Annotated in this window: 15 protein-coding genes; 3 read left to right on the plus strand and 12 right to left on the minus strand. The window is 68.1% G+C overall.

All coding sequences use genetic code 11. The features are described 5' to 3' along the window. The first annotated feature begins 89 nt into the window (after nucleotides 1-89). The gene (locus tag PFX91_RS21980; RefSeq protein ID WP_285734839.1) at nucleotides 90-1,631 is read left to right on the plus strand and encodes a sensor histidine kinase; all 1,542 of its coding nucleotides are present in this window, start codon (nucleotides 90-92) and stop codon (nucleotides 1,629-1,631) included. Nucleotides 1,632-1,859: 228 nt separating this feature from the next. Here the strand turns inward: PFX91_RS21980 and PFX91_RS21985 are convergent, their stop codons facing one another. Both PFX91_RS21985 and PFX91_RS21990 read right to left on the minus strand, forming a co-directional pair. Then, nucleotides 1,860-2,117, minus strand: a complete 258-nt coding sequence (locus PFX91_RS21985) for a WhiB family transcriptional regulator (RefSeq protein WP_285734841.1) — start codon at nucleotides 2,115-2,117, stop codon at nucleotides 1,860-1,862. Between the two features lie 292 nt (nucleotides 2,118-2,409). Next, the gene (locus PFX91_RS21990) at nucleotides 2,410-3,342 is read right to left on the minus strand and encodes a diacylglycerol/lipid kinase family protein (RefSeq protein ID WP_285734843.1); all 933 of its coding nucleotides are present in this window, start codon (nucleotides 3,340-3,342) and stop codon (nucleotides 2,410-2,412) included. Between the two features lie 96 nt (nucleotides 3,343-3,438). Here PFX91_RS21990 and PFX91_RS21995 point away from each other — a divergent pair, with 96 nt between their 5' ends. Beyond that, nucleotides 3,439-3,822, plus strand: coding sequence for a hypothetical protein (locus PFX91_RS21995; protein ID WP_285734844.1), 384 nt, complete (start codon nucleotides 3,439-3,441; stop codon nucleotides 3,820-3,822). Between the two features lie 26 nt (nucleotides 3,823-3,848). On the opposite strand, the gene PFX91_RS22000 is transcribed toward PFX91_RS21995, so the two are convergent. The 7 genes from PFX91_RS22000 to PFX91_RS22030 form a co-directional block, all read right to left on the minus strand. Further along, entirely contained in the window at nucleotides 3,849-4,607 is a 759-nt protein-coding gene (locus PFX91_RS22000) for an RNA polymerase sigma factor SigF (protein WP_097633771.1), read from the minus strand. A gap of 41 nt (nucleotides 4,608-4,648) precedes the next feature. Continuing rightward, nucleotides 4,649-5,074: an ATP-binding protein gene (locus PFX91_RS22005; RefSeq protein WP_285734846.1), complete on the minus strand. Its 426-nt coding sequence runs from the start codon at nucleotides 5,072-5,074 to the stop codon at nucleotides 4,649-4,651. A 123-nt stretch (nucleotides 5,075-5,197) separates the two neighbouring features. Continuing rightward, nucleotides 5,198-5,677, minus strand: coding sequence for a GNAT family N-acetyltransferase (locus PFX91_RS22010; protein ID WP_285734848.1), 480 nt, complete (start codon nucleotides 5,675-5,677; stop codon nucleotides 5,198-5,200). 84 nt (nucleotides 5,678-5,761) lie between these two features. Further along, nucleotides 5,762-6,349 (minus strand): class I SAM-dependent methyltransferase, encoded by a 588-nt coding sequence (locus tag PFX91_RS22015; protein ID WP_285734850.1) that lies wholly within the window; start codon nucleotides 6,347-6,349, stop codon nucleotides 5,762-5,764. A 120-nt stretch (nucleotides 6,350-6,469) separates the two neighbouring features. Then, on the minus strand, nucleotides 6,470-7,258 hold the full coding sequence (locus PFX91_RS22020; protein ID WP_502888354.1) for an amino acid ABC transporter ATP-binding protein: 789 nt from the start codon (nucleotides 7,256-7,258) through the stop codon (nucleotides 6,470-6,472). A gap of 29 nt (nucleotides 7,259-7,287) precedes the next feature. Beyond that, entirely contained in the window at nucleotides 7,288-8,259 is a 972-nt protein-coding gene (locus PFX91_RS22025) for an amino acid ABC transporter permease (RefSeq protein WP_285734854.1), read from the minus strand. A gap of 40 nt (nucleotides 8,260-8,299) precedes the next feature. Then, the gene (locus PFX91_RS22030) at nucleotides 8,300-9,226 is read right to left on the minus strand and encodes an ABC transporter substrate-binding protein (protein WP_285734856.1); all 927 of its coding nucleotides are present in this window, start codon (nucleotides 9,224-9,226) and stop codon (nucleotides 8,300-8,302) included. A gap of 427 nt (nucleotides 9,227-9,653) precedes the next feature. Here PFX91_RS22030 and PFX91_RS22035 point away from each other — a divergent pair, with 427 nt between their 5' ends. Further along, nucleotides 9,654-10,832 (plus strand): NAD(P)-dependent malic enzyme, encoded by a 1,179-nt coding sequence (locus PFX91_RS22035; RefSeq protein WP_285734857.1) that lies wholly within the window; start codon nucleotides 9,654-9,656, stop codon nucleotides 10,830-10,832. Between the two features lie 64 nt (nucleotides 10,833-10,896). Here the strand turns inward: PFX91_RS22035 and PFX91_RS22040 are convergent, their stop codons facing one another. From PFX91_RS22040 to PFX91_RS23200, 3 genes are all read right to left on the minus strand, one after another. Continuing rightward, nucleotides 10,897-11,964, minus strand: a complete 1,068-nt coding sequence (locus PFX91_RS22040) for a PadR family transcriptional regulator (protein ID WP_285734859.1) — start codon at nucleotides 11,962-11,964, stop codon at nucleotides 10,897-10,899. Then, entirely contained in the window at nucleotides 11,965-12,816 is an 852-nt protein-coding gene (locus tag PFX91_RS22045) for a DUF4097 family beta strand repeat-containing protein (protein WP_285734860.1), read from the minus strand. A gap of 733 nt (nucleotides 12,817-13,549) precedes the next feature. Beyond that, nucleotides 13,550-13,636 carry an IS3 family transposase gene (locus tag PFX91_RS23200; RefSeq protein WP_352231709.1) on the minus strand — a complete coding sequence of 29 codons (87 nt, stop codon included), beginning with the start codon at nucleotides 13,634-13,636 and terminating at the stop codon, nucleotides 13,550-13,552. Nucleotides 13,637-13,638: the final 2 nt, after the last annotated feature.

Below are 13,638 nucleotides of genomic sequence, written 5' to 3' on the forward strand. Positions count from 1 at the left end.
ACAGAGGGGGTCACGGCCGCTGATTGGTGTGGACCATTGGTCGAGTGCGTATCCCTTGAGTATGCACGCCCTCATGGGATGATTTGTGAGTGCCTCACCTCAGTGATCTCATCAGACGTCACACGTCGCTCAAGCAGGCGGATCTCGAGTGGATCCACTCCCTGGTCTCGGACTGGCAGCTGCTGGCCGACCTGTCCTTCGCCGATCTCGTGTTGTGGGTGCGGCTGCGCGAGGACGACGGTTGGGTGGCGATCGCCCAGATGCGTCCGACCACCGGCCCGACCGCCTTCCAGGACGATCTGGTCGAGACCGTCCTGCGCGACGACATGACCGACGACACCTCCCGCACGACGCGTGCGGTGGGGCGCAGGACCCTCATCGACCGCGCCTGGGAGGAGGGACGCATCTGTCGTGACGGCGACCCCGACTGGTCGGGTGGGGTCCCGGTACGGGAGGAGACCATCCCGGTGCGCCGTCAGGGCCGTCTCATCGCGGTCATCCAGCGCAGTACCAACCTCAGCGCGGCGCGTACGCCCAGCCGTCTGGAGCTCACCTACCTCCAGAGCGCGGGCGACCTGGCACAGATGATCGCGGAGGGGGCCTTCCCCTTCGAGGACCAGGAACCCCTGATGGTGCGCTCACCTCGGGTCGGCGACGGGTTGCTGCGCCTGGACCAGAACGGCGAGGTGATCTACGCCAGCCCCAACGCGCTGTCCGCCTACCGCAGGCTCGGCCTGACGGCCGATCTCGTGGGTGCCCGACTGGACCGCACCACGCTGGAACTGGCGGCACAGGGCGAGGCCCGGGACGAGGCGCTGACCTACACGGCGAGCGGTCGGGCGCCTCAGGAGGCGGAGGTGGAGGCGCGCGGGGTGACCGTGCAGCTGCGTGCCATCCCCCTCGTCATCGACGGGGTGCGCATCGGTGCGTTGGTGATGGTCCGCGACGTCACCGAGCTGCGCCGCCGGGAACGTGAGCTGATGACCAAGGACGCCACCATCCGGGAGATCCACCACCGGGTGAAGAACAACCTACAGACGGTGGCGGCCCTGCTACGACTACAGTCACGACGCCTGGACGTGCCCGAGGCGCGGGCCGCGTTGGACGAGGCGGTGGGCCGAGTGGGGTCGATCGCGATCGTGCACGAGATGCTCTCCCACACCCCCGACGAGGCGGTGGACTTCGACGACATCGCCGACCGGGTGATCCAGATGGCGGCGGAGGTGTCCTCCACCGGCAAGGTCGTGGTGCCACGCCGTATCGGCGGATTCGGTCTGCTGAACGCGTTGGTGGCCACACCGCTGTCGATGGTCCTGGCCGAACTGGTGCAGAACGCGGTGGAGCACGGTCTGGGGCAGGGACCCGGACGGATCGAGGTGCGCGTGCACCGGTTCGACGCGGGCCCGGGCCACCGGGGGACGGGAAGCCTGGAACTGGCGGTCTCCGACGACGGCGGGGGACTGCCGGAGGACTTCGACCTGGAGGGGACCACGAGTCTGGGACTACAGATCGTGCGGACCCTCATCGTGGGCGAACTGGGGGGGACCCTGGCGATCAAGCCCAAGGAGAGCGGTGGGACCGAGGTGGCGATCACGCTGCCGTTGGAGCGTGAGGAGGGATCGGTGCCCTGACCCGGTGACCGCGAGGGTCCACCGGCCCGGCTCACCGTGCTGCCTGCTCCCAGCGCACATGTGGACGTCCACATGTGCGCTGGGAGCAGGAAACATCCGGAGGGGGCCGACGGTCGCCCAGGCGTGTCATGGGGCGTCCCACGGAGGTCGCGGTCGGACGGCCGGTCCTGCCGACCGGTCCGAGGCGGGGAGGGGCACCGGTCGGGGGAGGTGGGAGACCGGATCCGGTCAGCTGCGGACCATGGTGCGGTGGGCGCTGCCGCGACGCTTCCGGAGCACGCGGCGCTCGTCCTCGCTGGTGCCGCCCCAGACACCGCCGTCCTGGCCGTTCTCCAGGGCCCACCGCAGGCAGGCGGAACTGACCGGGCAGCGTCGGCACACGGCCTTCGCCTCCTCGATCTGGATCAGTGCGGGGCCGAAGTTGCCGATGGGGAAGAAGAGTTCGGGGTCTTCGTCACGGCAGGCTGCATCATGGCGCCAGTCCATGCGGTCCACTCCTCACAGTGAGGCGATCGGGGCTTGTGAAGCTTTTCACGATCATGCGCGTGTCAGGATCGTGTACAGGTCGCCCGACGGGGGCCTCGGAGCGTGCGGGTCGAAATGGTCCGGCCCTCATCCCACGGCCGTGGGACGCGCCCCGATTAACTCGCTCGTAACACGCGGCGATATCTTGAGCGTGACAGGATCGAACGGCCCATGCAAGACTTCCCGAGGTCAAAGGTCCTGTTCGGCGTGTCGGGTGCGTCACAGTAGCCGTGAATAGTCGCTTTCAGCGCAATTAACAGATGATTCGTAATGCCTTCGGTACAGAGTAGAAGTTGACCTGTTCGCGCTCTCCCAGGTATTCACCGTCGATTTGGAACGCCCTGGGGTGGGACGACAGGATCCGGAGACGGTCCTGGTCGTGCCAGGTCACGTAGCCGTCCCCACGTGGGGGAAGGCCTTTGGGAAAGAACATCTGGGAAAGGATCCACCCCGTGAGCGCATGCGAGGAGTGGGTCAGCGCGAAAGCGTCCAAGCCCAGTTCGAAACGGGAGGCGGGGGTCGGCTGAAGCGGCAGTGCGCCGGCGTAGGTCCAGGGAGTGGTGTTGGTCACCAGCGCGAAATACGCTCCCGCGAGGGATCTTCCCCGCCCGACCACGCTTAGTGATGGATCCTGGATATCGCCTCGGAAGAACAGCTTTACCGCCACTTCCGCATACAGGGCGGGCGTGGCTTTACGGCCGTTCGCGCGTTCGTGTTCCACCTGTTGGACCACGTCGGCGTCCCAACCGAAACCGGCGCAGAAGGTGAAATACCGGTCGTCCTGGTCGCTGACGACCCGTCCGAGATTGATCTCGCGTTCCCGGCCCTCACGGATCGCCTCCAGGACGACACCGGTGGCCTCCACCGGGTCGCCGGGCACGCCGAGCGCGCGGATGAAGACGTTGGCGCTGCCACCGGGGATCACGGCGTAACGGGGGCGTGCGAGTCCGTCCGGAGTGGCCAGGAGACCGTTGACCACCTCGTTGACGGTGCCGTCGCCTCCGAGGCTCACGACGAGGTCGTACCCGTGTCCGGCCGCCTCGCGGGCCATCTCGGCCGCGTGGTCGCGATAGGCGGTCTCGGAGACGGTGACGTCCAACTCGGAGGCCAGGGCGCCCAGGATCACCTCACGCGTGCGTGGGGTGGTCGTGGTCGCCTGGGGGTTCACGATGAAAAGGGCGCGCACCGGGCCAGTCTAGGGTGTGTTCGGCGGATGAGGCGGGTCCGTCTCCACCCGACGGGGCGGTCGAGGGGCCGATCAGGTCGCGTATAGGCTCATCGGGTGTCTTCTCGTCCTGTCACCATCGTCATCGCCGCCGGGCTGGAGGCCCTCATCGGCCTGGGCGCGGCGATCGGCGGAGCCTACAGCTTCTTCAACGCCGTCACCGGCCGGGCCTCGGATCTCACCAGCGCCATCCCTTTGACCGCACTGGGTCTGGGCGTGGGTGCGCTGCTGGTGTTCGTCGCACGCGGGCTCTGGCAGCTCAAGGACTGGGCCCGAACACCGGTGTTCGTCACCCAGCTCTTCCTCGCGGTGATCTCCTACTACATGTTCACCAGCGAGCAGTACGTGTACGGTGCGGTGCTCCTGGGCGTGGCGGTGTGCGCGGCCGCGGCGGTCCTCTCACCGCCGACGACCGCGGCGCTCTTCCCCGACGAGCGGTGAGCGCCGCGACCGCCCGCGACGATCGGTCAGTCGTCCGTGGTCAGTGCCTGACGCAACTGCGCCAGGGTACGGGCCAGCAGACGGGAGACGTGCATCTGTGAGATGCCCAGTTCCTGGGCGATCTGCGACTGCGTCATGTTGCCGAAGAACCGGAGCAACAGGATGCGCTTCTCCCGGGGAGGAAGCTGTTCCAGAAGCGGTTTGAGGGACTCCCGGTACTCCACACCCTCCAGGGACTCGTCGACGATCCCCAAGGAGTCGGCCACCGCGGGAGCGTCCTCGTCACCGCTGTCGGGAGCGTCCAACGACACCGTCGAGTAGGCGTTGGCCGACTCCAGGCCCTCCAACACCTCTTCCTCGGACATCTGGAGGTGCGCGGCGAGCTCGGCGACGGTCGGAGAGCGTCCCTCCCGCTGCGACAGGTCGCTCACCGCCTTGGTCAGCGAGAGCTTCAGCTCCTGGAGGCGGCGGGGAACCCTCACCGCCCAGCCCTTGTCGCGGAAGTGCCGCTTGATCTCCCCGACGATGGTCGGGGTGGCGTAGGTGGAGAACTCCACCCCGCGTTCGAGATCGAACCGGTCGATGGACTTGATCAACCCGATGGTGGCCACCTGGGTGAGGTCGTCCAACCACTCACCTCGGTTACGGAACCGGCGTGCGAGGTACTCCACCAAGGGCAGGTGGAGTTCCACGAGTTCGTCGCGGATCCGACGGCGCTCCTCGGAATCGGCCTCGAGCTCGCCGAGGCGCTCGAACAATTCCCGGGCGCGCGCACGGTCGGGCACCGCGTGCTCGGTCTTCGCTGTCAGAGCGGGCCCCCTTTCGCTCACGCCGACTCCAGGGTGCCGCGGCGTTTGTACAGGACGATATGGACACGATCATCGGGACCCACCCCCGCGTCGACCTCTCCGGCCAGGGCGGAGAGCACCGTCCAGGCGAAGGTGTCGCGGGCGGGGAGGCGTCCGTCGGCGGTGAGCACCGAGACGGAGATGCGCATGCCCTCGGGGGTGAGTTCGAACTCCGTGGTCAGTTCCGTGCCGGGCAGCGCTTGGGCGAGGAGCATCGCACAGGCCTCGTCGACACCGATCCTCAGGTCCTCGATCTCGTCGAGGGTGAAGTCGAGCCGCGCGGCCAGGCCCGCCGTCGCCGTCCGCAACACGGACAGGTAGGCGCTGTCCGCGGGCATGTTGACGGTGACAGCGTCCCGAACGCCGATGGCGTCGGCCGTGGGCACAGCGGTTTCTTCGGTCACGTCCCTCCTTCGGGGGGCGGGGTTGCCGCTTGAAGCAATGTATCTCTTTTCACGGTGCCACTGAGGCAGGAAGAGAAGCTCGTGTTCACATGATCGGGGTGAAAGCAAGACGGTTGGTCCGGGTCAGCCATGCGCGGCCCCCAAAGCGGCCAGTGCGTCACCGTCCAGGCGACGGACCGTCCACCCGTCCATGGGCCGCGATCCCAGGCTCTCGTAGAACCGGATCGAGGGCTCGTTCCAGTCCAACACCGACCACTCCATGCGCGTGTACCCGTTCTCCACACAGATGCGCGCCAGGGTGCGCAGCAGAGCCGCCCCGTGCCCCGACCCACGGGCCTCGGGGCGCACGTACAGGTCCTCCACGTGGACACCGTGCCTGCCGGTCCAGGTGGAGTAGTTGCGAAACCACAGCGCGAAACCGACGACGGCCCCGCCGTCGTCCTCGGCCACGTGCGCGAACACGGTGGCCCCCTCACCGAACAGGGCCGTGCGCAGGTCCTCCTCGGTCGCCTCGACCGCCTCGGGCTCCTTCTCGTACTCGGCGAGTTCGCGGATCATCGCGTGGACGGCCGGTACGTCGTCGGAGCGGACAGGGCGGATCATCGGAACACCTCGATACCGAGCGGGGACACGGTACCTTCCAGGGTATGCGGCGGTCGGGGGGTGCTTTCGACACCGCCGTGACCGTCAGGGGCGGTGAGCGACCACCCGCTCGACCAGTCCGAGGAGCAGACGGTCGTGGTGGCCCACCTCGAACCCGACCTCGACCGCCACCTCCCTGGGCAGGCGGCGTGGATTCTCCCGGAGCCGTTCGGCGTGCCGCCCGGGGAAGAGGGCGTACTCGATGTGGTCGACCATCAACAGCCGTCCGCCCGGTACCAGCACCCGATGGATCTCCGACAGGGCCCGCTTCTGGTCGGGGACCGCGCACATGGCGAACGTGCACAACACCGTGTCGAAGGTCTGGTCGGCGAACTTCAGTTCTCGCGTGTCGCTCTCCGCGAACCGGGCGACCATCCCGAGATCCTCGGCCCGTTCACGTGCGCGGTCGAGCATCTCCGGGTCGGGGTCGATGGCGGTGAGGCGGATCTGCGGGGGGTAGTAGGACAGGTTCCGGCCCGTGCCCACCGCCACCTCCAGGGTGTTGCCACGAGCCCCGGCGCACAGGATCTCGCGGGTGCGGAGCATGGCCGGACTCTGGAAACGCCCGTTGTGCTCCGTATGGGAGGTCAGACGGTTCCAGCGCCTGCGTGTGTGCTTCGTGCGCGTGTCCATCTCTCTCCCCTGCCCGGGTTCCTCTCCCACGACTCTCGGGGTAGGCCGCCGTGTGGTCAAGAGGCGGGGCCGGTGTTTCCCGGCCGGCTCCGTGACACGGGTCGGATCCGGCCGGGAAACTCAGAGCACCTTGGAAAGAAACGCCTGGGTACGCTCGTGGCGTGGGTCGGAGAGCACCTCCGCGGGCGACCCCGACTCCACCACCACGCCGTCGTCCATGAAGACGAGGGAGTCCCCGACCTCGCGGGCGAACCCCATCTCATGGGTGACGACCACCATCGTCATCCCGCCCTCGGCCAGATCGCGCATGACGTCCAGGACCTCTCCCACCAACTCCGGGTCCAGGGCGCTGGTGGGTTCGTCGAACAGCATCAACGAGGGCTCCATGGCCAGCGCGCGGGCGATCGCCACGCGCTGCTGCTGACCACCGGAGAGCTGGTCGGGATAGGCGTCCGCCTTGTCCGGCAGCCCCACCCTCTCCAACAGTTCCCGGGCCTTGGCGACGGCCTCGCTCCGGGACTTGCGCTTGACCTGCATGGGCGCCTCGATGATGTTGCCGAGCGCGCTCAGGTGCGGGAACAGGTTGAACCGCTGGAAGACCATGCCGATGTCGCTGCGCTGGAGGGCGATCTCGTTGTCACGCAGTTCGTACAGCCGACCGCGCTTTTGCCGGTACCCCATCAGTTCGCCGTTGACCCACAGGCGGCCCGCGGTGAGCTTCTCCAGATGGTTGATGCAGCGCAGGAACGTGGACTTGCCCGAGCCGGACGGGCCGATGATGCACATGACCTCGCCACGTCGAACCTGGAGGTCGATGCCCTTGAGGACCTCCAGACGGCCGAAGTTCTTGTGCACGTTCTCGGCCACGACCAGCGCGTTCGCGGGAAGCTCCGTGCCCTCGGCGGTCATGGTCACGCCCGTCTCTCGGGCTCGCTCACTCATCTGTGCGCCCCTCCGACGATGCGGTCGCGGATACTGCCGTACTGGCCCGGATTGAACCGGCGCTCGATGAAGTACTGGCCGACCATCAGCACGCTGGTGATGGCCAGGTACCACAGACACGCCGCGACCAGCATCGGGAAGATCTGGTAGGTCCGGGCTCCGATGGCCTGGAGCTGATAGAACAGCTCGATGGTCACCGGCACGTACGCCAGCAGCGCGGTGTCCTTGAGCATGGCGATGGTCTCGTTGCCCGTGGGAGGGATGACGACGCGCATCGCCTGGGGCAGGGTGATCCGGCGCAGCGTCCTGCCGCGGCTCATGCCGAGGGCCTGCGCGGCCTCGGTCTGTCCCTTGTTCACCGACTGTAGCCCCGCGCGGATGATCTCCGCCATGTAGGCGCCCTCGGACAGCGACAGGGCGAGCAGCCCCGCCGTGTAGCCGCTCAACATGGTGCGGGCGTCGATCTCGAAGAAGCGGGCGTCGCCGTCCAGCCCCAGCCACGGCATCCAGTAGTTGTCGAACGGGAGACCGATCTCGATCGTGGTGTACAGAATGGCGAGGTTGCCGAAGAGCACCGCCAGCACCAGACGGGGCACACCGCGGAAGAACCAGGTGTACAACCAGGAGACGGTCACCAGGACGGGGTTGCCGGACAGGCGCATCACCGCGAGGACGATGCCCAGGATGACGCCGATGATCATCGACAGCACGGTGGCGCTGAGGGTGATCCATACACCGCGGACGACCGGTTCCGAGAACATGTGGTCGAACATGAACGGCCAGTTGAACGCGGTGTTCGTGAACAGCATGTGCACGAACATGGCGGCGAGTACCAGGACGAACCCCGCCGCGACCCATCTTTCGGGGTAGCGCACGGGGACGGCGGTGACGGGTTCGGCCGGCCGGCCCCCCTGGGGGGCCGGCTCCGGCGAGCCCGGACCGTTCACCGGTTCGGTCTGTGAGGACACGGATCAGTCTTTCACTCGGTGGGTGGCGTGGTGTTCGGCGCTACTCCGAGGTGGAGGGGTTGACCTCGGAGCTTCCCAGACCGCCGGCGTCCACGCCCCACTCCTGGAGGATCTCCTCGTAGGTGCCGTCCTCGATGAGGGCGTTGAAGGCGGCGGCGATGGCCTCGGCCAGTTCCTCGTCCTCCTTGTGGGTGAGGATGCCGTAGGGGGCGGCGTCGTACTGCTCGCCGATGAACTCCAGCACGCCCTCGCCGGTCTGCTCCAGCGCGTAGGCGGAGGTGGGCATGTCGGCCAGGGAGGCGTCGTTGACCCCCGAGACGACGGTCTCGGTGGCCAGCGGCTGGTTCTCGAACTTCTGGATGGTGATCGGTTCCTCACCGGCGTCGACGCAGGCCTGGCTGCGGGCCTCGATGTCGGTGTCGTGGGTGGTGTCGGCCTGCACCGCGACGCGCATGCCGCAGGCGTTGTCGGGGTCCACGCCCTCGGGGTTGCCCGCCTGGGCGAACCACTGGGTGCCCGAGGAGAAGTAGCTGACCATGTTGACCTGCTCCAGGCGCTCCTCGGTGATGGTGAAGGAGGAGGAGCCGAGGTCGTATGTGCCCGTGTTCACACCGATGATGATGGAGTCGAAGGCGGTGGGCTCCCACTGGCCCTCCAGGCCGAGCTTGGCCAGGGCCGCGTCGAGCAGGTCCACGTTGAAACCGAGGACGGTCTCACCGTCCTCCTCCAGGTACTCCCCTGGAGGGTAGGAGGCCTCGACACCGATCTTGACGGTCCCGGCCTCGGCGATGTCGGCGGGCACGAGCGCGGCCAGCTCCTCGTCGGCCTCGACACTGGGCGCCTCGGGGGCGCCGGTCTCCTCCGTACCGTCACCGTCCCCGCCACCACAGGCGGACAACGCCAAGGCGCCGGCGAGGGACAGGGCACCAAGGGCGAACGGCGCGGACTTGGGCTTGTGCAGGGCCATCGTGGGTCTCCTTCAGGGGGCACGAAGTGCCTGGTCGGAGGCGGGTGTGTGACCTCACCGCCCGAGCTGAAACGACATTCAGGACATTATGCTTCATGGTGGATCAGTCTGGTGACGTCCCATCGTGCCGACCCGCGATTTTCCTGGGGTCACCGTTGTGAGAGAATTGCGTAACGGGTCATCCCCGTGAGAGCGGTCGCGCAGAAACTCGCATAAGGAGTCCGGCGAAGAACGACTCTCCCGGCGACATCACCGGTCATGGCCGACCGGCGTCGGGAGGAGTCCCCCTAGCACATTCACGTCTTCGCGCGCGGACCGCGTCCACTGCCAACCCGCCTGCCGTCAGGGCCGACGGCCGAGGCCGAACCGCCCGCCGTCAAGGTCGACGGTGGTGTGGAACACGCAAAAACCTGAGGGGTTTCAAGTAGTGTCCACTTTTTCGCGTTCCCATCTGGACGAGGATCCCGCTTTCGCGCTGCACCGCGGAGGCAAGCTCCACGTGACCTCGTCCGTCGACGTCCACGACCACGAGGGGCTCTCCCTCGCCTACACTCCCGGCGTCGCCCGCGTCTGCGACGCCATCGCCGAGAACCCCGAACTCGTCGGCGACTACACCTGGAAGAACAACCTGGTCGCCGTCGTCACGGACGGTACCGCCGTGCTCGGCCTGGGCGACATCGGCCCTGAGGCCTCCCTGCCGGTCATGGAGGGCAAGTCCCTGCTGTTCAAGCAGTTCGGCGACGTCGACTCCGTGCCGATCGCGCTGGGCTGCACGGGGGTCGACGAGATCGTGGAGACCGTCGTGCGGATGGCCCCCTCCTTTGGAGGGATCAACCTGGAGGACATCTCCGCGCCCCGCTGCTTCGAGGTCGAACGCCGGCTGCGCGAGCGCCTGGACATCCCGGTCTTCCACGACGACCAGCACGGCACCGCGATCGTCACCGTCGCCGCGCTGCACAACGCCGCCCGTCTGACCGGGCGCACGCTGGGGGACCTGCGCGCCGTGGTCTCCGGCGCGGGTGCGGCGGGCGTGGCCGTCACCAAGATGCTCATCGACGGCGGGATCGGCGACATCGCCGTGGCCGACTCCAAGGGCATGATCTACGACGGGCGTGAGGGGCTGACGCCCATCAAGCAGGAGCTCGCCTCCCTCAGCAACAAGGCGGGGCTGCGCGGCTCCATCGAGAGCGCGCTCAAGGGCGCCGACGTGTTCATCGGTCTGTCGGCCGGAGAGGTTCCCGAGTCCGTGGTGGCCACCATGGCCAAGGACTCGATCATCTTCGCGATGGCCAACCCGAACCCGGAGGTGCACCCCGAGGTCGCCCGTAGGTACGCGAGCGTCGTCGCCACCGGGCGCAGCGACTTCCCGAACCAGATCAACAACGTGCTGGCCTTCCCCGGGGTGTTCCGAGGCGCCATCGACGCGGGCGCGACGGACATCACGGAGAACATGAAGCTGACCGCCGCCAAGACCCTGGCCGACCTGGTCGGCGACGACCTGTCCGCGGACTACATCATTCCCAGCTCCTTCGACGAGCGGGTGGTCCCGGCCGTGTCCGCGGCGGTCGCCGCCCAGGCCCGCGAGGACGGTGTGGCCCGCCGATAGCGGCACACGAACGGCGAGGACCCGGAGGTCGCCCCCGTGGCGCCTCCGGGTCCCTTCGTCCGGACTACTTCTCCTCGTCGCCGTCGGTGTCGGCGACCGCCTCGCCCCACGGGTCGGAGGAGGGCGGCATCGGCCGGGCCTCGGGCCTTCGCGCGGGCCCGTCGTCGGACGGGGTCTCCTTCGCGTCGGTACCGGCCTCCTCACCGGTGCCGCTCTCGGCGCCGCCGGTCCCGCCGCTGGCCGGTTCGTCGGTGCGAGGCTCGCTCGTGGCGGGCCCGCCCTCGTCGGAGCGTTCCCGTCCGTCGTCGAAGGTCGGCCCCCAGTGCCTCATGTCCCGGCGGATCACCTCGATCGTCTCGTCCAGGATGCGCCGCAGGTCGCCGGCGGCGGCCTCTCCCACGTGACCCGCCTCGCGGAACACGTCGCGCACACGGTCGCCGAAGTCGTGCAGGGCCCGTTCGAACTCCGGGGCCTGTGAACTCCGCTCGGAGCCGCCTCGGCCCCAGGCCGAGCCGAACGCGCCGAAGCCCTGGGCGAAGCGTTCCCACTCACGGGCCCACCGCGAGCCCTCCTCGCAACCCTGGTCTCCACGCTCCCCGGCCCTCTCTCCGGCCCTCTCTCCGGGCTTCTCTCCGGGCTTCTCTCCGGGCTTCTCTCCGGCCTTCTCCTCGGTCTTCTCCTCGGTCTTCTCCGAGGTGGCGTCCGAGGCGGCGTCCGAGGGGCCGCTCTCCCCGGTTCCCGAGCGGCGCGCCTCGCCCGAGGAGAACTTCAGTTCCTCCCGCAGGGAACTGATCGTCGCGCGCACGTCCTGCTTGACCGCGCGGGCGATGTCGCGTACCGAGTCGGTGATCTCCCGTTCGAGGTCGTTCAGGTCGTTCTCGCGTTCGCGCAGTTCCTGACGCCCCTTGTCCGTGAGGCGGTAGACCTTGCGTCCGCCCTCCTCGGTGTGGGTGACCAGACCCTCCTCCTCCAACCGTGCAAGCCGGGGATAGATGGTCCCGGGAGAGGGCGAGTACACCCCGAGGAAGCGGTCGCGGAGCAGGCTGATGATCTCGTAACCGTGCCGTGGGCTTTCGTCCAGCAGCTTGAGCAAGTAGAGCCGGAGTCTTCCGTGGCCGAAGATGGTGCTCATTCAGGCTCCCTCGGGGATCGCGGCCGGGGCCTCGGGTGCGCGACGCAGCAGCGCGGTCCGTCCGGACGCGGAGTTGATGGTGATGGACGCGGGGTCGACTCCGCTGCCGATCTTCCCGCTCAGGATCGTCCTGGCCGGCGCGCTGCGGCGGTCCAGACCGAAGTCGGACTCCACCGGGGACGTCGCCGTGCGCAGTTCCACGGTGGCCGAGGTGTCGGCGGGCACCCGCAGCGCGATCTCGCCGGAGACCGAGTTGAGCCGTACGCGGCCCGCGGGAGCGATCCCCGTGTCGGCCAGCAGTTGGCCCGAGACCGTCTTGGCCTTCAGGGAGGAGAGCCGTCCGCCCGCCACCGCCAACTGACCGCTGACGCTGCCGAACTTCAGGCTTCCCCGGGCGTTGCGCACGGCGGTGCTGCCCGAGACGGTGCTGATCTCGGTCTCGCCCGAGGTGTCGTCGAGGGTGATCTCCCCGGCGGCGGTCCGCAGTTGACTGCGGGCGTTGAGCCCGGCGGCCACGATCGACGCGCTGACCGTGGTGACCTCCACCGGACAGTCCTTGGGCAGCCGCAGGTTCACGGTGGCCTTCCGGTGCTGCACGCGCTTGTAACCGTTGAGCTGGACGGGCCGCAGCCGCTCCAGCAGCCCCTGGCTGGTGAGGTCCTCGTAGTGGATCGTGAGAATTCCCGCCTCCTGGGTGACCACCAGGGGCTCACCGGTGATGTCGGTGATCTCGAAGGTGACCGGGTCGTCGGTGGGCAGGATGTTGACATGGCCGCCGATGATCCGGACCCGCAACGCGACGATGCCGTCCAGCGTCTGGGTCATCGGCCTGTCGATGGTCCAACGCGCCATCGTGTGGTCCCTTCCTCTCGCTCTGGACTCTCACGATATGTCGCGTCTTTGGAGAACTCAAGATATGTCGCGGATATACGGGTCCCCTCAGGGAGACCTCCGGGCGAACCCGGAGAGGTGCGCTCCTGCCCGGGGCCGACCGACGCGTCCTCACAGCCCGTGCTCGCATCGGTCAGCCGGTCCCAGAGGCCGCCCGTCCCACGGAAGTGGCTGCGTCCGTGAGCGGAGGCGCCATGCCTTTTCCCGGTGATCTTGCTCGGGGTGTCACTGTCGGGCGTCCTGGATGACGCTGGGAGCAAGATCACGGGGGCTCGCTGCGTCCGTGAGCGGAGGCGCCGCGCCTTTTCCCGGTGATCTTGCTCTGGGTGTCACTCCCGGGCACCTCCAGTGACGCTGGGAGCAAGATCACGGGGGAGGGGTGGGGGCGGGGGTGGTAGGGGCCGTCGGTGGTGGCGGCTTGCTTCAGGTGTCCGGAAGTGGTGCTGGTGTGGAGGGTGGGGTTCTGTTCGGGGTGAGGGTGTTGCTGGGGGCGTCCTCAATGGTTCGCAGTGCTTTCAGCGGCGCTGGCGAGGAGGGGGAGCGCGGAAGGGGCACGCCTTTACGGTCATCCCCTACCGCCTGGACACGACCACCGCACCGACATGACCACCGCGCACCGGCCCCGAGCACTCTTCGTCTTGGGGGCCGGCGTTCCCTGAACTGGTCCCCGATAGTTGGACCGGCTAACTAAAGGTTAGGCCGCCAGGGCCTGAGCCCGGTACTGCACCGGGCTCAGGCCCCCAAGGTAGCCATGGGCGCGTTCGTGGTTGAACCAGGCGATGT

Source organism: Nocardiopsis sp. ATB16-24 (assembly GCF_030271535.1).
In the GTDB taxonomy this organism is placed as follows: Bacteria; Actinomycetota; Actinomycetes; order Streptosporangiales; family Streptosporangiaceae; genus Nocardiopsis.